The organism is Gordonibacter massiliensis (ex Traore et al. 2017) (genome assembly GCF_019731765.1).
Taxonomy (GTDB): Bacteria; Actinomycetota; Coriobacteriia; order Coriobacteriales; family Eggerthellaceae; genus Gordonibacter; species Gordonibacter massiliensis.
The window spans coordinates 563669-585786 of sequence record NZ_JAASIO010000001.1; the positions used below are offsets into that span (position 1 = coordinate 563669).

The 22118-nt window shown below is 65.0% G+C and carries 19 protein-coding genes; 13 read left to right on the forward strand and 6 right to left on the reverse strand.

From position 1 onward, the window contains the following. Window positions 1–2 precede the first annotated feature (2 nt). From HCH03_RS02350 to HCH03_RS02380, 7 genes are all read left to right on the forward strand, one after another. Window positions 3–1049, forward strand: coding sequence for a polyphosphate polymerase domain-containing protein (locus tag HCH03_RS02350; RefSeq protein ID WP_221688194.1), 1047 nt, complete (start codon window positions 3–5; stop codon window positions 1047–1049). Further along, the gene (locus HCH03_RS02355; RefSeq protein ID WP_221688195.1) at window positions 1042–1737 is read left to right on the forward strand and encodes a DUF4956 domain-containing protein; all 696 of its coding nucleotides are present in this window, start codon (window positions 1042–1044) and stop codon (window positions 1735–1737) included. The genes HCH03_RS02350 and HCH03_RS02355 overlap by 8 nt, the downstream gene beginning before the upstream one ends. A gap of 625 nt (window positions 1738–2362) precedes the next feature. Further along, entirely contained in the window at window positions 2363–4492 is a 2130-nt protein-coding gene (locus HCH03_RS02360) for a carbohydrate-binding domain-containing protein (protein WP_246599464.1), read from the forward strand. Between the two features lie 428 nt (window positions 4493–4920). Beyond that, on the forward strand, window positions 4921–5853 hold the full coding sequence (locus tag HCH03_RS02365; protein WP_221688196.1) for a magnesium transporter CorA family protein: 933 nt from the start codon (window positions 4921–4923) through the stop codon (window positions 5851–5853). Between the two features lie 177 nt (window positions 5854–6030). Beyond that, window positions 6031–6954 carry a branched-chain amino acid transaminase gene (locus HCH03_RS02370; RefSeq protein ID WP_221688197.1) on the forward strand — a complete coding sequence of 308 codons (924 nt, stop codon included), beginning with the start codon at window positions 6031–6033 and terminating at the stop codon, window positions 6952–6954. A 136-nt stretch (window positions 6955–7090) separates the two neighbouring features. Next, on the forward strand, window positions 7091–8674 hold the full coding sequence (gene cimA / locus HCH03_RS02375; RefSeq protein ID WP_221688198.1) for a citramalate synthase: 1584 nt from the start codon (window positions 7091–7093) through the stop codon (window positions 8672–8674). A gap of 1 nt (window position 8675) precedes the next feature. After that, window positions 8676–8969: a YerC/YecD family TrpR-related protein gene (locus HCH03_RS02380; protein WP_080144336.1), complete on the forward strand. Its 294-nt coding sequence runs from the start codon at window positions 8676–8678 to the stop codon at window positions 8967–8969. Between the two features lie 262 nt (window positions 8970–9231). Here HCH03_RS02380 and HCH03_RS02385 read toward each other — a convergent pair whose 3' ends face one another. Both HCH03_RS02385 and HCH03_RS02390 read right to left on the reverse strand, forming a co-directional pair. After that, on the reverse strand, window positions 9232–9660 hold the full coding sequence (locus tag HCH03_RS02385) for a putative toxin-antitoxin system toxin component, PIN family (RefSeq protein WP_221688199.1): 429 nt from the start codon (window positions 9658–9660) through the stop codon (window positions 9232–9234). Window positions 9661–9669: 9 nt separating this feature from the next. Beyond that, the gene (locus HCH03_RS02390) at window positions 9670–9978 is read right to left on the reverse strand and encodes a type II toxin-antitoxin system RelB/DinJ family antitoxin (RefSeq protein WP_221688200.1); all 309 of its coding nucleotides are present in this window, start codon (window positions 9976–9978) and stop codon (window positions 9670–9672) included. Between the two features lie 315 nt (window positions 9979–10293). Here HCH03_RS02390 and HCH03_RS02395 point away from each other — a divergent pair, with 315 nt between their 5' ends. From HCH03_RS02395 to HCH03_RS02420, 6 genes are all read left to right on the forward strand, one after another. Further along, window positions 10294–11364 carry a C40 family peptidase gene (locus HCH03_RS02395; RefSeq protein WP_185904146.1) on the forward strand — a complete coding sequence of 357 codons (1071 nt, stop codon included), beginning with the start codon at window positions 10294–10296 and terminating at the stop codon, window positions 11362–11364. A gap of 193 nt (window positions 11365–11557) precedes the next feature. Then, complete coding sequence (locus tag HCH03_RS02400) at window positions 11558–12118, forward strand: NAD(P)H-dependent oxidoreductase (protein WP_221688201.1); 561 nt, start codon at window positions 11558–11560, stop codon at window positions 12116–12118. A 36-nt stretch (window positions 12119–12154) separates the two neighbouring features. Next, window positions 12155–13498: an HD-GYP domain-containing protein gene (locus HCH03_RS02405; RefSeq protein WP_368042405.1), complete on the forward strand. Its 1344-nt coding sequence runs from the start codon at window positions 12155–12157 to the stop codon at window positions 13496–13498. Between the two features lie 66 nt (window positions 13499–13564). Further along, the gene (locus HCH03_RS02410; RefSeq protein ID WP_221688203.1) at window positions 13565–14122 is read left to right on the forward strand and encodes a cysteine hydrolase family protein; all 558 of its coding nucleotides are present in this window, start codon (window positions 13565–13567) and stop codon (window positions 14120–14122) included. Between the two features lie 917 nt (window positions 14123–15039). Further along, complete coding sequence (locus HCH03_RS02415) at window positions 15040–15201, forward strand: type II toxin-antitoxin system HicB family antitoxin (RefSeq protein WP_080144343.1); 162 nt, start codon at window positions 15040–15042, stop codon at window positions 15199–15201. A gap of 88 nt (window positions 15202–15289) precedes the next feature. Next, entirely contained in the window at window positions 15290–17437 is a 2148-nt protein-coding gene (locus tag HCH03_RS02420) for a molybdopterin-containing oxidoreductase family protein (protein ID WP_221688204.1), read from the forward strand. A gap of 85 nt (window positions 17438–17522) precedes the next feature. On the opposite strand, the gene HCH03_RS02425 is transcribed toward HCH03_RS02420, so the two are convergent. From HCH03_RS02425 to HCH03_RS02440, 4 genes are all read right to left on the reverse strand, one after another. Continuing rightward, the gene (locus tag HCH03_RS02425; RefSeq protein WP_221688205.1) at window positions 17523–19010 is read right to left on the reverse strand and encodes a YfcC family protein; all 1488 of its coding nucleotides are present in this window, start codon (window positions 19008–19010) and stop codon (window positions 17523–17525) included. 103 nt (window positions 19011–19113) lie between these two features. Further along, window positions 19114–19734 carry an NUDIX hydrolase gene (locus HCH03_RS02430; RefSeq protein WP_221688206.1) on the reverse strand — a complete coding sequence of 207 codons (621 nt, stop codon included), beginning with the start codon at window positions 19732–19734 and terminating at the stop codon, window positions 19114–19116. Window positions 19735–19877: 143 nt separating this feature from the next. Next, the gene (locus tag HCH03_RS02435) at window positions 19878–20627 is read right to left on the reverse strand and encodes an NAD-dependent protein deacylase (protein WP_221688207.1); all 750 of its coding nucleotides are present in this window, start codon (window positions 20625–20627) and stop codon (window positions 19878–19880) included. Window positions 20628–21385: 758 nt separating this feature from the next. Next, window positions 21386–21850, reverse strand: coding sequence for an Hsp20/alpha crystallin family protein (locus HCH03_RS02440; RefSeq protein ID WP_080144348.1), 465 nt, complete (start codon window positions 21848–21850; stop codon window positions 21386–21388). Window positions 21851–22118: the final 268 nt, after the last annotated feature.

Below are 22118 nucleotides of genomic sequence, written 5' to 3' on the forward strand. Positions count from 1 at the left end.
CCATGCCCACCTTCACTGACGTATTCGAACGAAAAGAGATCAAATACCGCCTGTCCGCACGTCAGCACCGCGCGATGCTCGCCGCCCTCGCCGGGACCATGGTCCCCGACGAATTCGGCCGCACGGACGTCGTCAGCCTGTACTTCGACACGCCCGAGCGCGCGCTCATCGACCGCTCTCTGGAAAAGCCGCTGTACAAGGAGAAGCTGCGGCTGCGCAGCTACGGCATGCCCAGCGAGAGCGACCGCGTGTTCGTGGAGATCAAGAAGAAGTACGACGGCATCGTGTACAAGCGGCGCGTGGGCATGTCGTACGCGGCGGCGCGCGCCTACCTGGGCGGCATGCCCTACGGCATGGCGTGCGCGCAGCATCCGCTGCCCGACCCGGTCATGGTCGCCGAATCGCTTGCGCCCCGCAGCTTGCAGATCGCCTGCGAGATCGACCGGTTCATGCTGCAGCATCGCCCCCTGCGTGCGTCCATGCTCGTGGCGTGCAAGCGCACGGCCTACGTTTCCCTCGACGCGCCCGAGCTGGGCTACGAGGCGAACGGGCTGCGCGTCACGTTCGATGCCGACATCGCGTACCGCGACCAGTTCGCGCCGTGTCCGTCGGCCGCGCCCCAGCCGTTGCTGGACGAGGGCGAGGTGATCATGGAGGTGAAATCCTCCGGCCCGTTTCCCCGGTGGTTCGCGCAGGCGCTTGCCGCGTGCCGTGCGTACCCGTCGTCCTTCTCCAAGTACGGCGAGGCTTACCGCGCCTGCGCAGCCGAGGAACGCAAGAGCGCGTCGGCCGGCGTTGAGGCGCGGTTCGACGGGGAGAGGGCTGCGGTCGACGAAGCCTCGCGGGTTCACACCTCGGCTTCGCGGCATTCGACGCGTCCGGCTTCGGCCCCGGCATATGCGGCGAATTCGGCGCATCCGGTTCCCCGTGCGGCCCACAGCGCGCTCGAAGAAGCGGGCGAGTGCCTGTCCGCAGGCGCCCGCGACAACCGCCATCGCCGGTTTCGTGCCCCCAACCATGCTATGAAGAAGGGAAACCGTTGTGCTTGATACTGCTTTGACGTCTGTTTTCGGATCGGCTGAATCGCTCGTGGCGGGCGTGTCCACCGTGGACTTCCTGCTGTGCTGCCTCGCGTCCATCGTGCTGGGCGCGGCCGTGGCAGCCATCTACATGTTCCGCCACACCTACTCCAAGAACTTCGTGGTCACGCTGGCGCTGCTGCCGCTCATCGTGCAGATGGTCATCACGCTGGTGAACGGCAACCTGGGCGCGGGCATCGCGGTCATGGGCGTGTTCAACCTCGTGCGCTTCCGCTCCATCCCCGGCAGCGCCAAGGACATCGGCAGCGTGTTTCTGGCCATGGCCATCGGCCTGGCCACGGGCATGGGCTTCATCGCGCTGGCGGCGCTGTTCACCGTCATCGTGGCCGTGGTGAACGTGGGCTACGTGCTGTCGCCCTTCGGCAAACAGAAGGAGCCGGAGAAGACGCTGAAGATAACCATCCCCGAGGATCTGGAGTACGACGGCGTGTTCGACGACGTGCTGGCGCGCTACGCCGACGAGCACGAGCTGGTGGAGGTGCAGACCACGAACATGGGCAGCCTGTTCCAGCTGGAGTACGCGGTGCGCATGAAAGAGCCGGGGCTGGAGAAGCGCATGATCGACGAGCTGAGGTGCCGAAACGGAAACCTGAAGATCGTGTGCGGGCGGGCTGCGGCCAGCAAGGACGTGCTATGAGCAGTCTCGTGGCGGCTGGCGCGAATGCGGCTTGGCGGTTGGAAAGGACGTCCGCGAACGTGCGTGTTGCACAAAAATCACCGATGTCCCCCTATGCGAAGCCTTTTCGCCAAAGCTTGTTCCTTTTGAAAATGCTACGACCTGGGGAAACAGATTTAGCGGATAAGCTTCTCCGCGCTGTATGGCTTCGAGAGCGATTAAAGAAGGGGGACGTCGGTGATTTTTGCGCACGCACGCGCCTATCCGCTGTCAAACCAGTATCGACATGCACCCGGCCGGGTTGTCATCCTGAGCATGCAACAGCCCGCCGGGCTGTCGAATGCTCCGCTCGCTCAGGATGACAACGCGTCGGCCTGCGGAATATCAATGCTGGTTTAACGGCGGGCGTGTCTACGGACTGTCCTTGCGGACGCAGGAAAGGGAATGGCGGACGTGCGATGGCTTTTTGCGTCCTCGCCCGGTTTCCCTTGCGGACGCAGGAGAGGAGGCGGAGCCGTTTTGACCCTGCAGCGCATTTGCTCATGGAGGACCCTCTGCAGGCACGGGTTGGAGTATCGGCCGAAGCCGCCGTCACGTTCTTCCGTGTCGGCCGTCGTCATTGCTTCGATTGAGAGGAAACACTCGCATGAATAAGAATACGAGCTTCCGGCAGGAAACCGGGGAATCGGTGGGCGATAACGCCGAAAGCCCGGCTGCGTTTGTGAAAGGCGTGTCCGTCCTGCTTGCCGTCTGCCTCGCCTGCATGGTGCTTTTGCAAGGCTGCACGGCCAACGGGGTTGGAAACGGCGCCGAGGACGCATCGGGCTCCGCGTCGGCGCAGACTTCGGACGCCGTCTCGGCCGACGGCTTCGCGGCCGTGGCGGCGGCGTTCGACACCTCGGCGCTCGACCTGGACTACAGCAAGCGCGACCTCGACGCTTCCTACGATGACGCCTCGGCTACGCATATCGCGCTGAATGGCGGCACGGTTGCCGTGGAGGGCGACGGCGCGACGGCGGACGAGTCCACCGTGACCATCGCAGAAGCAGGCACCTACGTGGTGTCGGGCACGCTCGATGACGGGCAGCTGGCGGTGGAGGCGCCCGAGGACGCGAAGGTGCAGATCGTCCTTGCGGGCGCGACCATCCACAACGAGGATGGGCCGGCCGTGTACGTGAAGCAGGCGGACAAGTGCTTCGTCACGTTGGCGGACGGCACGGTGAACACGCTCACCGACGGTGCGGAGTACGCGCTGGAAGAGGGTAGCGACGAGCCCTACGCCACGCTGTTCAGCAAAGACGACCTCACGCTGAACGGATCGGGCACGCTGAACGTGACGAGCTCCTACCGGCACGCCGTGTGCTCGAAGGACGACCTGGTCATCACGGGCGGCACCTACGTGGTCGACGCGGTGGAAGACGGGTTGCGCGGGCGCGACTGCGTGAAAATATGCGACGGCACGTTCGACATGCGCGCCGGCGGCGACACCATCAAGTCGAACAAGGACACCGACGCGACGCGCGGGTTCGTGAGCATCGACGGCGGCACGTTCCGGCTGGAGGCTGGCGACGACGGCATCCAGGGAACCACCTTCATCCGCGTGATGGGCGGCGAGATCGCCATCATCTCGGCCGACGACGCCCTGCACTCCGATTTGGAGGTGCTCATCGGCGGCGGCAGTCTGACTGTCAATGCCGGCGACGACGCTGTGCACGCCGAAACGAAGCTCGTCGTAGACAACGGCACGGTGAATGTGACGAGCTGCTACGAGGGCTACGAGGCCGAGAAGCTCTACATCAACGGAGCCGTCACGCACATCGTAGCCAGCGACGACGCGCTGAACGCGTCGGCGGCCGACCTGGGCGAGGGCGCCGATACGACAACGGGGGACCCGACGGGCTCCGCCGCCGACGCCGCGCCGTCGATGCTGGATGATGGCGGCGTGCCCGCGCTGCCCGACAGCGAGAGCGCTCCCGAGCTTTCCGACGGCGCCCCGCCGGCAGGCGACGGGCTCGACGGTGTGCAGGCAGGCACGCCTCCTACCGGCTCCGCGAGCGGGTTCGAACCGTCTTTCGGCGACGGCATGGGCGGGCGCGGCGGCTCGGGCGAGGGCCCGAACGAAAGCGAGCTGAACGGCGGCAAGCCCGACAACGCGTTCGCCGAGGGAGGCGCAGGCGGCATGGGCATGGGCGACGAGAACTGCCTCATCCAGATCAACGGCGGGTACACGGTTCTCGAGGCCGGCGGCGACGGCGTCGATTCGAACGGCAACGTGGAAGTGACGGGCGGCGTGTTGCTGGTGTGCGGCCCCACCAGCAACAACGATGGCGCCTTCGACTACGATCTCGCGGCCACCGTCACCGGCGGCACAGTGCTCATGGTGGGCTCGACGGGCATGGCGCAGAACTTCACGAGCGGCGAGCAGCCCTTCTCGTTCACCACGGCAAGCGGTTCGGCCGGCCAGAGTGTTGCCGTGGCCGATGACGCGGGCAACGTCCTGGTCTCGTTCACGCCTGCCAAGCAGTTCGGCATAGTGCTGGCCACAAGCCCCGCCTTCGCCGAGGGCGGCACCTATTCGCTCGTCATCGGCGGCACGGTCGCCGGCGCCAACGCCGACGGCTACGCCGACGTCGGCACGGTGACCGGCGGCACCTCCACCGAGATCACGGCTTCGACCACGGCCTCCGGCGGTTTCGGCGGCCTGGGCTCCGGCGGCGGCCCCATGGCCGCCGGCCAAGGCGGCGACGTCCAACGCGGCATGCGCGGAATGTCCTAAAAGGAGACGGGCGCCTTTTAGGACACCTAACTGGGGCAGAGCGGTGCGCCTAAGAGGCCCCTCCGTCCAGGCGGAGGCGTCGACGAGGTGCCCCTTTTGTCATCCTGAGCGGAGCGCCGAAGGCGCGTAGTCGAAGGATCTTCGGAAACGAGGGACTTTCTACGTCGAAGATCCTTCGACTCCGGCCTATGGCCTACGCTCGGGATGACAATGCGGGATGCGCGCCGCGCGGTCGCGTTGCTTCCTGCACTCGCCAGCCGTTACCCGGGAACGCGCGCTGATGCACTATAATCGGAACCGGCGGGGCGCGCTGCGCTTCGCAGGGTTCCGCGGTTCGGCAGGCTACGGCGCCGAATCGCCTCACGCAAAGGAGCGCGATCCATGGCGATAGTCGATGCCCCCTCCCGCACGTTGCTCGGCGGACGCGCATGATCGAGTACTTCCGCACGAACGACCAGCAGTCGCTCGAGAAGATCGATAAGGAGGAGCCCGGCTGCTGGATAGCCGCGTTCGAGCCGACCTCCGACGAGCTTGCCCAGCTGAGCGCCGAGTTCGGCTTCGAGGAAGACGACGCCCGCGCGGCGCTCGACCTGGAAGAGGTGTCGCGCATCGAGACCGATCGCGGCTACGCCATGTTCATCTTGGACACGCCCGTGCGCGACCGCTCGTCCAACGAGCGCAGCTACAAAACCATCCCCATCGCGCTGTTCGAAACGCCGCGCAACGTGGTCACTGTGTGCTCGGTGTACAAGATCCCGCTCATCGACCAGCTCAAGGCGTCGAAGGACCTTTCATCCACCGCCGACGTGCATGCGTTCGCAGCCGACATCCTCATGGCGTCGTCCACGGCGTACTTCATGACCCTGCGCGCCATCAACCGGCGGCGCACCGACCTCATGGCAACGGTGAAGCGCCCTTCGCGCAAGGAGCTCGAAGACCTCTACAACCTCGATTCGTCGCTGGTCTACTTCAAAACCTCGCTCGTCACCAACGACGCCATCTTCGAGAAGCACCTGCGCCGCTCGACCTTTCCCACCGAGGAGGACCGCTACCGCTTCGACGACGTGGTTGTGGAGAACCGCCAGGCGCTCGAGACGACGCAGATATACTCGGAGATCCTCGACTCCACCATCGAGCACTTCAGCCTGCTCATGGAGCACGACCTGAACCGCACGATGCAGGTGGTGGCCACGGTGTCGCTCGTGCTGTGCGTTCCCACGGCGGTGGCCGGGTTCTTCGGCATGAACCTGCTGGGCATACCTCTGGACACCTTCCCCTGGGGCTTCGGCGTGGTGACGGGCTGCACGGTGCTCGCTTCGCTGGGGCTTTTGTTCGTGCTGAAGAAGTTCCGCTGGTTCTAGGGCGCAAAGGCGGCGGGCGGGGGCGTTTCCTCTTGTCGCTTTCGTTAAAAATCGCCCCCTTCGCCGGAACACGCGCCTCGCTTTAGCCCGTTAGAGTACAATGGGCCGACAAGCGAGAAGAGCACCCGCACGTCAAGGCTTGCGCGGCGGCGCTCGAGACAGAGAAGGGATGCGATCATGGCCGATATCACCGAAGTGGACTTCATCTGGAAGAACGGGGAGATGATCCCCTGGGCCGAGGCCACCACGCATATCCTGTCCCACTCCCTGCATTACGGCTCGGGCGTGTTCGAGGGCATCCGCTGCTACCAGAACCCCGAGAACGGCAAGAGCTACGTGTTCCGCCTGCGCGATCACATGGAGCGCCTGCACCGCAGCTGCAAGATCGCGCTCATCGACCTGCCGTACACGGTGGACGAGCTGTGCGACGCCACCGTGGAGCTCATCCGCAAGAACAACCTGCCGTCCTGCTATATCCGCCCCATCGTGTACCGCGGTTACGGCGTGATGGGCGTCGACCCCACCGGCGCGCCCACCGACGTGGCCATCGCGGTGTGGCCGTGGGAATCCTACCTGGGTGCCGACGCGCTGGAGCACGGCGTGGCCGTGGGCGTGTCCTCGTGGCGCCAGCGCTCGAACAACGCCATTCCGCCGGCGGTGAAGAGCACGGCTTCCTACATGAACTCCATCTTGGCGAAGCTGGAGGCCAAGGAGCACGGCTACGCCGAGGCCATCATGCTGAACGAGGCCGGCCTCGTGTGCGAGGGCACGGGCGAGAACCTGTTCATCGTGCGCGACGGCGTGCTGTCCACGCCGCCGCTGTCCGACGGCCTGTTGGAGGGCATCACGCGCGACACCATCCTCTGCCTGGCCGACGACCTGGAGATCCCTGCCATCGAGGAAAGCCTCACGCGCAGCGACCTCTACATCGCCGACGAGGTGTTCATGACCGGCTCCGCCGCCGAGCTCACGCCCATCGGCAGCGTTGACGGCCGCGAGGTGGGTAAGCCGGGCGAGATCACCCGTGCGCTGCAGGACCGCTACTTCGCCGTCGCCTACGGCCAGATCGACGAATACCGGGACTGGCTGACCGAGATTTAGGATTGCGTTTTATGGAGGGCGAAGCGCCCGATCGGACTGCGTAAGCGGTCGCGATCGGGACTTCGCCCCTTTTTTCGTCGCGTCGGTTTCCTCCGCACGCATCGTTGTTCTGCCGACCTGAAGCAAAGGAGCATTCGTGGACCGCATCCTCACCTACGACAGCACGTTGCGCGACGGGGAGCAGAGCGAGGGCATCACGCTCTCGCTCGAGGACAAGCTGCGCATCGTGGAGCGGCTCGACGCGTTCGGCATCGATTTCATCGAGGGCGGTTTCCCCGCGTCGAACCCCAAGGACATCGCGTTCTTCCAGCAGGTACGCGAGATGCCGCTCGCCCACGCGCGCATCGCTGCGTTCGGCTCCACGTGCAAGAAGGGCGTGGCGGCTGAGGAGGATCAGGGCTTGGCCGACCTCGTAGCCAGCGGCGCGCCCATCGCCACCATCGTGGGGAAAACGTGGGACGCCCAGGTCACCCGCGCGTTGCTCACCACGCTCGAAGAGAACCTGCGCATGGTGGCCGATTCGGTGGCGTTCCTGAAAGCCCAGGGCCTCACGGTGGTGTTCGACGCCGAGCACTTCTTCGACGGGTACAAGGCCAACCCCGACTACGCGCTCGCCTGCGTGTGCGCCGCGAGCGAGGCGGGCGCCGACTCCATCGACCTGTGCGAGACGAACGGCGGCGCGCTGCCGCACGAGGTGGAGGCCATCGTGCGCGCCGTGGCCGAGGCGCTGCCCGGCCAGCAGCTGGGCATCCACTGCCACAACGACTCGGGCTGCGCCGTGGCGAACACGCTGGCCGCCGTGCGCGCCGGAGCGACCCAGGTGCAGGGCACCGTCAACGGCTTCGGCGAGCGCGTGGGCAACACCGACCTGCTCACCACCATCGCCGACCTGGAGCTGAAGATGGGCTACGTCACCGTGGGCCCCGAGAACCTGCGCCAGCTGACCAGCGTGTCGCAGTTCGTGGCCGAGACGTGCAACATGGCCGTGCCCACCCACCATCCCTACACGGGCGCGTCCGCGTTCGCGCACAAGGGCGGCCTGCACGCCAGCGCCCTCGCCCGTTTCCCCGAGGCCTACGAGCACACGCGCCCCGAGAACGTGGGCAACGCCACGCGCATGCTGGTGAGCGAGCTGGCCGGCAAGGCGTCGCTCGTGGCGAAGGCGGCCAGCTTAGGGATAGACCTGGCGCAATATCCCGATCAAACGCAGGCCATCCTCGACGACATCAAGGCGCGCGAGGCGCTGGGCTACTCCTACGAGGTGGCCGACGGCTCGCTCGCCGTGCTGCTGCAGTGGCACTTGGGCACGTACCGGCCGCACTTCACGCTGGAGAGCTTCCGCGTCATCGTGGACGACCACGAGGACACGGGCGCCCGCGCGAAGGACGCCATGAGCGAGGCCACCATCAAGATACACGTGGGCGACGAGCGCTTCGTGGCCACGGGCGAGGGCACCGGCCCCGTGGGCGCGCTCGACAACGCGCTGCGCCTGGCCATCACGCAGTTTTTCCCCGAGGTCGCGGGCATGGAGCTGGTGGACTACAAGGTGCGCATCCTCGACGAGAACGTGGGCACGGGCGCCATCACCCGCGTCGTCATCACCACGCGCGACGCCGAGGGAACCTGGGGCACCATCGGCGTTTCCGAGAACATCATCGAGGCGTCGTGGAACGCGCTGGTCGATTCCGTCGAATACGGCCTTATCAGAATGGGGAAGTAGCATGAGCGATCTCAGAACGCCGGAAGTGGAAGACCTGCTGCACGTGTTCGCCGCGCTCGACGACGAGGACACCATCTACACGCTGCTGGAGGACCTGTTCACCATCCGCGAGATCAAGGAAACGTCCCAGCGCCTGGCTGTGGCGCGCCTGTTGGACGCCGGCAAGTCCTACGCCGCCATCGAGGAGGCGACCGGGGCCTCCGCCACCACTATAGCCCGGGTGTCGAAGTGCCTGAGCTACGGCGCCGGCGGCTACAACGCCGCCCTCAACGCCCTCGACGACGCGCGGAAATAGCACCCATCGCTTCGCGCGCAACGCCTATAGAAAACTGTATCAAAAGCTCCGTTCCGTTGGCTCCGTAGGGCAAGGGCTCTGCCCTTGCCGTCGACCTGCGGAGATTTTGCTTGTTGGTCGGCAAGGGCAGAGCCCTCGCCCAACGGGACGGCCGCCGTGCGCCCCCGTAGGGGCGGGCAGCAGCCCGCCCGGCGCGACGCATCCGAACGAGGTGCGTCGCACAGCGAGCGCAAAGGAACCTCGCAAAGGTTTCAGCCCCTTCTCACGATTCCAAACGGGCAAGGCCGCCGGTTGCCGCGCGCATGGTCCGTGCGAAGAAAGAGGGGTCGATGAGGAACGCGTCGTGCGGAAAATCCCTGCGGTTCCGCGTGATGATCGGACAACCCGTTTCGCACGAAATCTCGTAAAAGCGGCGATCATCCTCGTCCGGCATATCGATGCGGATAGGGGAGGGGCTCACGTACTCCCCGTTGTCGGCAAGCCCCTCGAGGAATTTCTCGAACGCATCCACGTCGATGCGATAGCGGGCGAGCTTGGGGTAACGGGCGACGTTGCGGTACTCTGCGATGACCGATTCGTTGTAACAAACGACGATATCGCCTGCGGCCACCAATCCTACGATGAAGGCTGCCGTGCTTCGCGGCGCGATGATCCCCGAAATAATGACGTTGGTGTCGATGACGGCGTGCATGGATTGGCCTTACCGCATTGCGGCACGCACGGCTTCGACCGCGTCGTCAACGTCTTCGATGATCTGCGCTTCGCTCGTTTCGCCCGTTCGCTCCGTCGCGTTCGCGCGCAACGTCGCGAGGGCCTTCTGCATGGTTGCCGTTGCCCGCGAGGAGCGCGACGTCTCTCCGATAACGAAGGGAATTCTTCGTTCGCGTACCGTTTGGGCCGCGAACGAGGCCATGAGCGTGGAAGCCGGGATGCGCATTTCCGCGCAAAAGTCCTTGAAGTCGGAATACAGCTGCTCGTCCATACGGACGTTGAGTATCTTGCTAGCCATGCTCGGCCTCCTGTTCGACGATGCAATAAAAATTTACAATAGATATTGAATGTATAGATAATATAGTTCAAATAGTATCATATCTAGCTCATCGCGTCGATGTTTGCAATCACTGCCATTCAATCTTTCTTGTTGGCGGACCCCTCGCGACCTGCGCATGAGAAGGACGCGTGAAGTTCTCTCGCATTGTCAAGGGAACGTGCTATAGTCGTTGCCAATGCGTTGATTGGGAATGGTCCTTTTCCTAGAATTATTTTGACCTTGCAATACAGGGCGAGAAGCGGCTGTTTCCGAATCGCGAGGGAGGTTTACCGTATGAACGAATCCACGCGCGGCCTCGACCGCCGCACGTTTTTGACCGGCGCGGCCGCTTTGGGCGCCGCCGCGCTTTTGAGGCCGGCTCTGGCGTTCGCCGAGCCCACCGCCGCCGACAAGCTGGCCGAGGCCGATGCCGTCCAAGCGCGCATCGTGGACATGCAGGCGCAGTTGGACGTGGTCACCGAGCAGTACTACCGGGCGCTCGACGAGCACGCGTCCGCCCAGCAGGCCGTCGCTGACGCGCAGGCGCGCATCGACGAGGCGAACGCGAAGATCGCCGGTTTGCAAGAGAAGCTGGGCAGCCGGGCGCGCAGCATGTACCGCACCGGGCAGTCCTCGGTCTTCGACTTCATCATGGGGGCTACGACGTTCGAGGAATTCGCCCAGAACTGGGACATCCTCGAAAGGCTGAACGACAACGACGCCGATCTCGTGCAGCAAACGAAGGATCTGCGCGCCGAGGTGGAGGACGCCAAGGCCGAGCTCGAGCGCCAGGAGCAGATCGCGGCCGAGAAGGCCGACGAGGCGCAGCGCATCAAGGAAGACGCCGAGCGTTCGGTGGCGGAACTGCAGGCGTTGCTGTCCCAGCTCGACGCCGAGGCCCAGGCTCTGCTGGAGAAGGAGCAGGAGGAGGCCCGCCAAGCCGAGATCGCCGCGGCCCGCTCGCGTTCCTACGGCTATTCGGGCGCGACGTCGCCCATACCTTCGCAGGGCTCGGTGGTGGACTACGCGCTCTCGCGCATCGGCTGTCCGTACGTGTGGGCCGCGGCCGGTCCGGACACCTTCGACTGCTCGGGCCTGGTGAGATGGGCGTACCTGCAGGTAGGCATATCGCTGCCGCACCAAACCGAGGCGCTGTACAACGTGGCCAAGGCCCGCCTTCCCGTGTCGCAGGCGCAGCCCGGCGACGTGCTGTGGGTCGGCTACGGCGACGGTTACAACGGCCATGTGGGAATCGCCTGCAACGCGGGCGGCACCCATTACGTGCACGCGCCCACGTTCGGTGCCTACGTGCGTGACACCGACGACCTCAGCTGGGCCGGTTTCACGCACGCGCTGCGGTTCTAACGTTCGGATTTGCACCCGCGTCGCGTGTCCCCGTGCTGTTCGCGCCCTATGTCGCGCGCCGCGCATCGTCCGCACCCGCGCCGCACACCACAAAACTTTTTGCATGGTCAAACGCACCCGCGCCGTTTCGGCACGGGTGCGCTATCATGGGGCATGCGCTTTCCAAGGCGCCCCGCTATCGAAGGAGTTTTTCATGTCAACGTTGTTCGTGAACGCCTGCATGCGCGGCGAGGATTCCCGCACGCTCGCGCTCTGCCGTGAATACCTGCAGGGTAAAGAGGACGTCGTCGAAGTCGATCTGGCCGCGCTCGACCTCAAGCCGTTCAACGCGCAGATGGTTGCGTACCGCACTGAGAAGCAGAAGGCCCAAGCATGGGACGACCCCGTGTTCGACCTGGCGCACCAGTTCGCCGAAGCGGACGAGATCGTGGTGGGCGCGCCCTACTGGGACCTGTCGTTCCCGGCGGCGCTCAAGGTGTACATGGAGCATGTGAGCGTGTGCGATATCGCGTTCCACTACACCGAGGACGCGCGCTGCGAGGGCATCTGCAAGGCGAACCGCCTCACGTACATCGCGTCGTGCGGCGGCTTCGTGGAGGGCGCGAACTTCGGTTACGAGTATTTCTGCGGTATCGCGAAGATGTTCGGCATTCCCGAAACGCGCTTCGTGGCCGCCGAGGGATTGGACATCGTGGGCATCGACGTGGAAGCGCAGATGGAAAAGGCCCGCGCGCAGATCGCCGCGCTCGATTAGACCATGACATCCGCCGCGCACGACGTAGGAGGGCTCGTGGAGGCTTCGCCTCCGCGTCTGGATCATCCGGTGAGGCTGGCCGATTACCTGGGCACGTCCGAGGTGGCCATCATGATACAGCGCGCGCTCAACGGCGTCGACCCGCGTCTCGTGGATCACGGGCTGCGGGTGGGCATGCTGTTGGACGCCATGCTCGAGGCGGCGGGGTGGCCGCAGGGCAAGCGGCGACGCGACGCGTACCTGGTGGCCCTCATGCACGACATCGGCGCCTACCGCACCGAGGAGATCGACCGGCTCGTCGAGTTCGAAACGGACAACGTGTGGGAGCACTCGTTCTACGGCTACCTGTTCTTCAAGGAGCTTTCACCGTTGGCCGAGTACGCCGAGGTGGTGCTGTACCACCATATGCCCTTCGCGCTGTTCACCGATCAGGAGCCGAACGTGCGCTTCCTCGCGCAGGCGCTGCACGTGGCCGATCGGATCGACGTGCTGCTTCTGGAGCATCCGCAAGCCGACGCCTTCGCCATGGAGCGCCTGATCGAGCAGGCTCCGGCCGGTCAGTTCTCGCCCGACGCGACCGCGCTGTTCTTCGAGGCCGAGCGTCGCCAGGGGTTGTTGGACGCGTTGCGCCTCGGCATCGATCGCGACGAGGCCATTCGTCGCGCCGCCGACGCCGCCGAGCCCGATGCGGCTGCCGCCTTCCTCGACACGCTCGTGCACGTCATCGATTTTCGCAGCCGGCATACCGTCACCCATACCGTCACCACCGCTTGGGTTGCCTACGAGTTGGCGAGCCGCCTGATGGGGGACGAGGGCGAGGCCGGTCGCGTGTACTGCGGCGCGCTGCTGCACGACTTGGGCAAGATCGGCATCCCGCTCGGCATTTTGGAGAAGCCGGGGCGCTTGGACGCCGACGAGATGGCCGTCATGCGCACGCACGTGAGCTTGACGGAATCCGTCGTCGAAGGTTGCGTGGCCGACGACATCGCCTTGGCGGCGGCGCGGCATCACGAGAAGCTCGACGGCTCCGGTTACCCGCGCGGTCTCACTGCCGCCGACCTGCGGCAGGCCGATCGCATCATCGCGGTGGCCGACATCGTGAGCGCGCTCGTGGGCACGCGCAGCTACAAAGAGGCGTATCCCAAGGAGAGGGTGCTCGAACTGCTGGCCGATCAGCGCGACCGCGGGCTCATCGACGCGGCGGTCGTCGAGGTCATGGAGCGCGACTACGACGACATCATGCGCGTGGTGCGGCGGGCGTGCCTGCCGGTGGCGGCGTTGTACCGGCGCGTGCAGGACGAGTACGTTTGGCTGCTGGGCCAACTGGCGCAGGCGCGCGGCGAAGAGCCTCTGGCGGGAGTTGAGCCGCCGATCGTCTGAGCGTCGACGCGCGCCCCTTCCTTCGGCACGATAATGGCGGCCAGAAGAAGGGGAGGGAAAGGGAACATGAAACGCTTGCTTTTGGTCGTTGATTACCAGAACGACTTCGTGGACGGCGCGCTGGGTTTTCCGGGTGCCGAGAAACTGGAGAAACCCATCGCCGAGAAGATCGCCGCGTACCGAGCTGCCGGCGACGACGTGGCGTTCACGTTCGACACGCACCATCGCGATTATTTGGACACGCAAGAGGGCAAAAACCTGCCGGTCGAGCACTGCCTGGAAGGTACGCCCGGACACGATCTGTACGGCGAGGTGGCTTCGCTCATGCGCGATTCCGACACGGTGTTCTACAAGCCGGCGTTCGGCTCGGCGGCGTTCTTTGAACGTTGCCGCCAGTCGCAGCGCGCCGCCGACGAAGTGAACAAGCTGCCGTTCGAGAGCATCGAGATCGTGGGCTTGGTGTCGAACATCTGCATCATATCGAATGCCGTGCTGGCGAAGACCGCTTGCCCCGAAGTGCCGATCATCGTGGACGCGGCCTGCACCGCCTCGTTCGACCCGGAGCTTCACGAAAAGGCCCTCGACGTCATGGAGGGCCTGCAGATACAGGTGATCAACCGGTAGCGGTGCGCGACGCTCCGCCCGATGTCGCCCGGCGGCCTCTTGTCGCTTTGGGCGCTCGATGCCCTCTTTCTTGTCGGCTTATGGGCGAGCGCGGCCGAGTCGAAGGGCTTCCGTGCGGCTCGGGCTTCCCTCGCCGCCGCTTCCCCTCCTCTTTCAAGCTCCGTGCCGCATCCCGACCTCCCTCCATGTCAAACCAGCATCGACGTGCGCTCGGTCAGGTTGTCGCCCTGAGCACCGGCCAGGTTGTCATCCTGAGCGGAGGCCAGGTTGTCATCCTGAGCGGAGGCGGCGTGAGCCGCCGGAGTCGAAGGATCCCGTGTGGTGCCAACCGAAAACGCTACGGCTGCCGCAGCGCGGGATCCTTCGCCCCCGCTCCGCGGGGCCTCCCTGCGCCCGCTCCGCGTGCCCGGGGCCTCGACAGTCCACTGGACTGTCGAATGCTCCGCTCTCTCAGGATGACAACGCGCCTGCTCGCGTAATGTCAACGGTGGTTTGACAGAGAGCGACCTTCGCTCGGTGCAAAAATCACCGATGTCCCCCGCGTTTCGGGTCGAAAGGGCCCTTGCGGCGGGCCGTTGGCCACCTTCGGCGGACGTTTGCCCAGCTCGCGTATCCCGGGCCGCGGCCCGGGATACGGGCAAAGGGGGACGTCGGTGATTTTTGCACCGAAGGGCCTCGCGTGCGTGCGCGAACGGTTCGGCAAGCCGGCGTGCGCGTTCGCACCGGCGATGTCCGAGGGGGCTCGCGCACGGATGGCCCCCCGGGCGGTCCGGAGCCCCGCCCGGGGCGGAGAGCTGTCATTCGCTCTGTTTGCCATGGTGATAATGGAGGAAAGGGCGCCGTCAGGTTCGCATCCCTGATTTCATGCGGGGATGCGTTTCCGGGACAGACGATTCGATAGATAGACAGTTGCCGACATGGAGGCATCGGGGGAGAAGCCGCCGGTTCCCCTTGCAGGCAAAAACTACTCGGGCAAATTTCAAGTGCGCATACCGCCCGAGTTGCACCGGAGGTTGGCCATCGAGGCCGCCGAGGAGCGGGTTTCGCTTAACAGGTTGGTGACAACGCGCCTTGCCTGACGGCAGCGTTTGCTTTCAAGGTGGAACACGCGTATATTCTGCCCATCAGGGGGTTGCGTTGACGAGATGCAACTCGTAAGGGGGAGTTATGGAAACCAAGTACGCGACCTGCGTGTTCTGCGACGGTCAATGCGCCGTCAAGGCTGAAATCGAGGGGGATCGCATGCGCGTGCTCCCCGCCAACCCGGATTTCCCCGCCCTGTGCTCCAAGGCGACCATGATCGACGAGTATCGGCTGCATCCGGATCGCGTGACCGTTCCGCTGAAGAACGTGGGCGCGCGCGGCGAAGCGCAATGGCAGGAAGTGACTTGGGACCAGGCGCTCGACGAGATAGCCGAACGGCTGCAAGCGGTGATGGACGCACACGGCCCCGAGGCCGTGGCGTTCGCGGAGATGCCGCTCAACATGGGGTTCGGCGGCATCACGCGCCGGTTCATGAATTGCTTGGGCACGCCCAATTACACGGCGCCCACGCAGCTGTGCATGGGCAACACCGCGCAGGTGAACCGGGCGACGTACGGCTGGTTCGTTTCCTCTGGCTGGGCGCAGGCCGACTGCATCGTCTACTTCGGCCAAGACCGTGACGGCGAGCGCTGGCCGCACGAGTATCTGGCGCTCAACGCTGCGCTCGAGCGTGGGGCCGTGCTCATTGAGGTCGATCCGCGCGAGACCGCCACGGCGAAACGGGCCGATTACCATCTGCGCATCCGCTACGGCACCGATGCGGCGCTCATGCTGGGATGGATCAACGTTATCATCGCCGAGGGCCTGTACGACCGCGCCTTCGTCGAAAACTCGTGCATCGGCTTCGACGAGCTGGCCGAACGGGTGGCGGAGTACCCGCCCGAGCGTGTGGCCGAGCTGTGCGGGATCGATGCCGAGCTCGTCCGCGAAACGGCACGTGTGTACGCGCGGGCGCAGGCGGCCATCATCCCGTGGGGCGTGGTGGGCGACATGCAGCGCAACTCCACGTCCATGGTGCGCTGCCAATGCATTCTGCGTGCCATCTGCGGTTTCCTGAACAAGAGCGAGACGGTGTTCGGCCCGTCGCTGGGCGGCGTGACCAACGCCCAGCTGGCGGCGTTCGACCTGCTGCCGCCCGAGAAACGCGCTTTGCAGCTGGGTGTGGACACGCATCCGCTGCTCACGTTCAAGGCGTCGAACCTCTACCGTTCCGCGCTCGAGCGCGAAGGCGTGCCCTACGAGCCCGACATCCTGGGCGAGTCGTGCGCCTGCGATCCCGCCACGCTGTTCGCCGCCATGCGCGGCGAGGGCCCGTACCCGGTCAAAGCCGTCTTCTGCGTGGCGAACAACACGGTCATGAGCTACGCGAACCAACCGGGCATCGTGGACGCGTTCATGAACCAGGACCTCGTGGTAGCCTTCGAGCACTGGATGACGCCTACGGCCCAGCTGTCCGACTACGTGCTGCCGGGCGACATGTGGGCCGAGCGCGACGTGCTGGGGCCGCAGTTCGACGTGGCGCCCGTGTTCTCGTGCAGTCAGGCGTTCCGCGAGCCGGTGGGCGAATGCAAGAACTGGTACTACGTGGTGAAGGGTTTGGCCGACCGCTTGGGGTTTGCCGAGCATTTTCCGTGGGCCGACGAGCACGAGCTGTACGACTTCCGGTTGGCGCCGCTCGGGCTCACGTGGGACGAGCTGGCTAAGCAGGGCAGGGCGACTACCAAGCCGGTGGCGCTCGGCCGTTTCGTCACGCCGTCCGGCAAGGTGGAGCTGGCAAGCTCCGTCCTGGCCGATCTGGGCTTCGACCCGCTGCCCTCCTACGAGGAGCCGGCCGATCCCGGGCGCGAAGGCCGCGCGGACGCGTTCCCGTATACGATATTCGCCGGCTTTCGCGAACGGCCGTCGTACAACACGAACCTGCACCAGATGGAGGCCTTGCGGGCGCGGCAACCCGAGCCGCAGTTCTTCATCAACCCGGCCGATGCGGCCGGCGAGGGCGTGGTCGACGGCGTGTGGTGCGTGGTGGAAACGGCGTACGGCCAGGTGGAGCTGCTATCCAAGCTGGACGAGGCGCAGCCGGCGGGCACGTTGCGCGTGCCGCACGGCTGGTGGAAGCCCGAAACGGCTCAGGGCGTCGCGGCGGGGTTGAGCTCCGCCAACCTGCACAACGACGGCATGCTGTTCCCCGACGCGGACTGGAACCTCGACCCCGCCCAAGGCGTGCCCAACCTGCGCGGCGGCATCCACGCCCGCGTGCGCGTGAAGGAGTGAGGACGGACGTACCGCACCGGGAGGACAGCGGCCTGCCCCTACGGAGATTTAGCGACAGCAGCCCGACCTGCAGGCCACCATACGTCTACAACACCATCATGGCCGCCGTGAGCACCACCACGCTGGCCACGCCAATGACGATGATGGGCACGAGCGCCCACTTCAGCCACGTGGAATACTCCACCTTCGCCATCATGAGACCGGGCAGGAACGCCGCCGTAGGGCTGAACAGGTTCGCCAGGCCGTTGGCCGCCACGAAGATCATCACCATGACGTCGGGCGAGAAGCCGAGCGATGCCGCCAACGATCCCATGATGGGCATGGACAGCGTGGCCAGCGCCGACGTGGACGTGATGATGAACGACAGCCCCAAGAATATGAGGTAACACACCGGCGCGAACACGATGGCGCTCGAGCCCGCCAGCAGCTGCGAGGCGTTGTCGAGGATCATGACGTCCAGATGCGTCGAGGCCATGAGGATGGAGATGGCGCGTGCCAGGCCAACCACCAGCGCCACGCCCACCATGTCGGCGGCACCGTCGATCCACGCGTTCACGATCTGGCGCTCGGACATGCGCGCCACCACGCCGATGACGATGGACATGATGAGGAACCACACGGAAGCGTCCTTGAAGTACCACTCGCCCAGCGGTGCGCCGGTTATCCACGCGCTCCACGGCAGCACGGCCCACGAGCCGTCTTCGCCCGGCACGCCGCCCAGCGTGAAGAAGTCCACGCCGAAGTTCTGCCACGGGATGAACCCGACGATCATGACCAAAAATGACAGGCCGAACAGCGCGAGCGCCACCCCTTGCGTGCGCGTCATGGCCGGCGTCGCTTCGCCCTCTTGGGCTTCCTCGCCTTTTTGGGCCTCGGTGCCGAACGCCTGCTCCATGGCATGCTGTTCCTGCAGCGAAAGGATGGTGGAACCCTTGTCGGCCTTGACTTTGCGCGCGTAGCGCATGACGAAGAACACGGCCAGCGCATAGGCCGCCGCGAGCAGCACCAGGCCGAGCACGATGGTGGTGCCCGGATCGGCCTCGATGCCCGCCGTCTTCAGCGTGTCGATGGCCACGCCGTTGGCGAACGGGTTCACGGTGGAGCCCAGGCAGCCCACGCCCGCGCCCAGCAGCACGGTGCCCACGGCCACCATGGTGTCGAAGCCGGCCGCCACCATGGTGAGCGACAACAGCGCGTAGAAGGGCACGGCTTCCTCGCAGAACCCGTACGAGCTGCCCAGCAGCGCGAAGATGGCCATGATGATGGGGATGAGCAGCAGTTCGTGGCCGTGCATCTTGCGCACCAAAGCGGTGATGCCCGCGTCAAGCGCGCCTATCTTCGTCACCATGCCCAGGCAGCCGCCCAAGATGAGCAGGAAGAACGATATCTCCGCCGCGTCGATCAGGCCCTCGACCGACGAATCCAGAATCTGGGGCAGGCTTGCGGCGGTCACGCTCGGCGTGATGAACGAGCACACCACGGTGGCCAGGCCCACCACGATAATGATGATGAACAGGATGCTGTAAGAAGAGAGCGGCTCGCGTTGCTTCTTCTCGCTTTTCGCTTTCGACATAAGGCCCCCATCGCGCTCAATGCGTCTCCGTGCAACCTTTACCAGTATAAAGATGCACGGAGAGGGACGGGGCCCGCAGACGTGGGTGAAAGAACGGTTGAAGCTAGCGCCGGCGCGCGAACGCCTCCAGCACCAGCTGGGCGCGCGTGCCGATGGGCGTGGCGTTCTCGGCAAGGAAACGGGGGACGTCGCTTATGGACAGCAGGAACGGCTCGATGAACTCGGCCGGCTCGGGCTGCGCGTCGGCGACGCGCTCCACCTGTGCGAACACCACGTGAACCGTCTCGTCGGTAAGGCCGGTGGACGAGAAGCCCGGCTGCGGCAGCGGGTCGATCGCCGCGCTGCCCAGGTCGGCGCGCAGGGCGAAGCCCGTCTCCTCGCGCAGCTCGCGATCGACGCAGCTGGCCAGGTCCTCGCCGGGGTCGACGAGCCCTGCCGGAAACGCGATGCACCAGCTGTTCAGCGGATAGCGGAACTCGCGGATGAGCAGCAGCTGCCCGTCGGGCGTTTGCGGCACGATGCACACGGCGTCGGCCGGCGGCTTCTTGCCCGCGGCGTTGCCCTCGAGCTCACGGCGGTACGCTTCGAGCGACTTGCGCGAGGCGCTTTCGTACTCGTACGTCGAGCCGTCGGGCATGGCGTAGGTCAGCACGTACTTCTTGATCCAGCCGTCGGACTCCTGGCGAAGGTCGACGAACGTGGGGGCGGGGGTGCCGTTCGGCATGGTAGGTGCTCCTTGCTGCTCGTGGTCTTGGTGGGCGCATGGTTCATACGGAACATGCGCCCTTATATGGAAGCGGGCGCATGTCGAAAACCAGATGCCTCGCTCCTGTTGCGGCGTGACGAAGATCGCTCTGCCGGCCGCGGTCAGAAATCGAACACCTCGCCCACGTTCGCGGCAAGGCAGAGGTCGGCCTGGCGGTCGCGCGGGGTGGGCGTGCGGTTGACGATGACCAGGTGGTCGCCTTGGAAGAAGTCGATGAGCCCCGCTGCCGGGTACACGGCGAGCGACGTGCCCGCCACCACTAAAAGGGCGGCGCGCGCGATGGCGTCGACCGATGCCTGAAGCGTGCGCTCGTCAAGCGCTTCCTCGTACAGCACGACGTCGGGCTTCACGATCCCGTCGCAGGCGGGGCAGCGCGGCACGCCGTCGTCGGCCCGGTCGCGTTGGGCCAGCAGTTCGTCCACCGAGTACGCTGTTTTACACTCCATGCAGTAATTCCGCAGAACGCTGCCGTGCAGCTCGAGCACGTTGGAGCTGCCGGCTTTCTGGTGCAGGCCGTCGATGTTCTGCGTGACCACGGCCGACAGCGTACCGGCGCGTTCGAGTTGGGCGAGCTTCCGGTGCGCCTGGTTCGGCTGCGCGTCCAGCGCGAGCATGCGGTCGCAGTAGAAGTCGAAGAATTCACGCGGATGCGCGTCGAAGAAGCTGCGGGATATCATCTGCTCGGGCGGATGCGGGTACTGCTGCGCGTACAACCCGTCGGGGCTGCGGAAGTCGGGAATGCCGCTCTCGGTGGAAACGCCCGCGCCTCCGAAGAACACCATGCCGCCGGGAGGCGTGTCGGCCACCCACTGGCGGAACGTCTCGATATCGCGTTCGGTTTGTTCGTCCATGACTTCTCCTATCGGGTTCGCACTATGATACCACGGCCTCAGATACGGGCGTTTCGCGCGGACATCCGCGCGAAATCGCTTGCTCGACGTGAGCGTGCTCGGCGGTGTGCGACGAACATTACGCGCAGGTTCATGCACGGAAACCGTTCTGAAAGTCACGAAATTCACCGCTGTGAAGCGATTCGGTGCGTTTGGGAAGCCTACGGCCGCTTTCGAGCGGGTATCTTTCCCTGCTTTGCGGACATCGCCCCAGGTCGCAAAATACGATAAGGGCACCAATCGTCCTCCCAGAGCTTCACAGCGGTGATTTTCGCGACTTCGAGGCGGCTTCCGCTGTTAGACCGCCGTTGACATTACGCAAACCAGCGCGCGGGATCCTTCGACTCCGGCGGCTCGCGCCGCCTCCGCCCAGGATGACAACCCGGTCGGGTACATGTCGATGCTGGTTTAACAGCGGAAGGCTGCTTTTCGTGTTCTTGCTTCTGTATGTGGCCGCCGAGGTGAGTGGGGTGAGGGGATGGAGGCAACGGGAGCGGGTTGTCGTCTCGTCGGAGCGTGCAGCGAGGAGGCGAAGAACGTTTTCGCCATCTGTTCGCTCTCGGCTCGATTTTTCGATTACGCGCCTGGCGCTCCGTCCAGGATGGCAAGAGGAGCGGGGCGAAGCAGGAAGGCGGCCGATCGGCCGCCTTCCGGGGTGGTTCGCGTTGCGCGCCGCCGAGTTTTCGGCGCGAAGCGGGTTTTGTGCCGCCTTTGAAGCGCTAACCCTCGATGGAGATGGTCTTCTTCTCTTCCAGCTTGGGCTGCTCCTGCTTTTTCGGCACGGCGATCTTCAGCACGCCGTCCTCGAACTTCGCCTTGATGTCGTCATCCTCGATGTCCTCGCCGACGTAGAACGTACGGCTGCATTTGCCGCTGAAGCGCTCCTTGCGCACGAACGTGCCTTCGTCGTCCTTGTCCTCGGTCTCGCTCTGCGTCTGCGCGGCGATGGTGAGGTAGCCGTCCTTCAGCTCGGCCTGCACGTCGTCCTTCTTGAAGCCCGGCAGGTCGATGGTCAGCTCGTAGCCGGCGTCCGTCTCTTTGATGTCGGTGCGCATCAGCGAGGGCGACATCTTCTGCATCGCCTGCATGGGTGCCGAGGCGGCGTTGAAGAACGCGTCGAACGGGTCGGTCATCAGCTCGCTCAGCAGGTTGCGATTCCTTCTCACGGGTACCATCATTGCCATACCAATCATCTCCTACGTGTTGTGCGGGGCTGGTTTTCCGCGTCGGGGAGAAAACCGATTGAGAAAACCTAAGCCTCTATCTATATGATTTTCTGTACGAGTACGTTATAAATCGTTACGTTAGCACTGTCAAGTCGAGAGTGCTAAAAAGTCACGTATTCGTCAACTTTCACAAGGCTTGCGCGCTACTTGCAGGAGCCTCGCGAAAACTCGCAGCGCGACTGCCCGCGCATGTTTCGAGCGACGCGCAAAACCGCAACCTTCACTG

What these genes read in the sequence shown, in the direction of transcription:
- HCH03_RS02440 (WP_080144348.1), bottom strand. Translation starts at nt 21,850, where the DNA reads ATGGCAATGATGGTACCCGTGAGAAGGAATCGCAACCTGCTGAGCGAG.
- HCH03_RS02350 (WP_221688194.1), top strand. Translation starts at nt 3, where the DNA reads ATGCCCACCTTCACTGACGTATTCGAACGAAAAGAGATCAAATACCGC.
- HCH03_RS02435 (WP_221688207.1), bottom strand. Translation starts at nt 20,627, where the DNA reads ATGGACGAACAAACCGAACGCGATATCGAGACGTTCCGCCAGTGGGTG.
- HCH03_RS02380 (WP_080144336.1), top strand. Translation starts at nt 8,676, where the DNA reads ATGAGCGATCTCAGAACGCCGGAAGTGGAAGACCTGCTGCACGTGTTC.
- HCH03_RS02400 (WP_221688201.1), top strand. Translation starts at nt 11,558, where the DNA reads ATGTCAACGTTGTTCGTGAACGCCTGCATGCGCGGCGAGGATTCCCGC.
- HCH03_RS02410 (WP_221688203.1), top strand. Translation starts at nt 13,565, where the DNA reads ATGAAACGCTTGCTTTTGGTCGTTGATTACCAGAACGACTTCGTGGAC.
- HCH03_RS02420 (WP_221688204.1), top strand. Translation starts at nt 15,290, where the DNA reads ATGGAAACCAAGTACGCGACCTGCGTGTTCTGCGACGGTCAATGCGCC.
- HCH03_RS02425 (WP_221688205.1), bottom strand. Translation starts at nt 19,010, where the DNA reads ATGTCGAAAGCGAAAAGCGAGAAGAAGCAACGCGAGCCGCTCTCTTCT.
- HCH03_RS02360 (WP_246599464.1), top strand. Translation starts at nt 2,363, where the DNA reads ATGAATAAGAATACGAGCTTCCGGCAGGAAACCGGGGAATCGGTGGGC.
- HCH03_RS02430 (WP_221688206.1), bottom strand. Translation starts at nt 19,734, where the DNA reads ATGCCGAACGGCACCCCCGCCCCCACGTTCGTCGACCTTCGCCAGGAG.
- HCH03_RS02415 (WP_080144343.1), top strand. Translation starts at nt 15,040, where the DNA reads ATGGAGGCATCGGGGGAGAAGCCGCCGGTTCCCCTTGCAGGCAAAAAC.
- HCH03_RS02385 (WP_221688199.1), bottom strand. Translation starts at nt 9,660, where the DNA reads ATGCACGCCGTCATCGACACCAACGTCATTATTTCGGGGATCATCGCG.
- HCH03_RS02365 (WP_221688196.1), top strand. Translation starts at nt 4,921, where the DNA reads ATGATCGAGTACTTCCGCACGAACGACCAGCAGTCGCTCGAGAAGATC.
- HCH03_RS02370 (WP_221688197.1), top strand. Translation starts at nt 6,031, where the DNA reads ATGGCCGATATCACCGAAGTGGACTTCATCTGGAAGAACGGGGAGATG.
- HCH03_RS02395 (WP_185904146.1), top strand. Translation starts at nt 10,294, where the DNA reads ATGAACGAATCCACGCGCGGCCTCGACCGCCGCACGTTTTTGACCGGC.
- HCH03_RS02390 (WP_221688200.1), bottom strand. Translation starts at nt 9,978, where the DNA reads ATGGCTAGCAAGATACTCAACGTCCGTATGGACGAGCAGCTGTATTCC.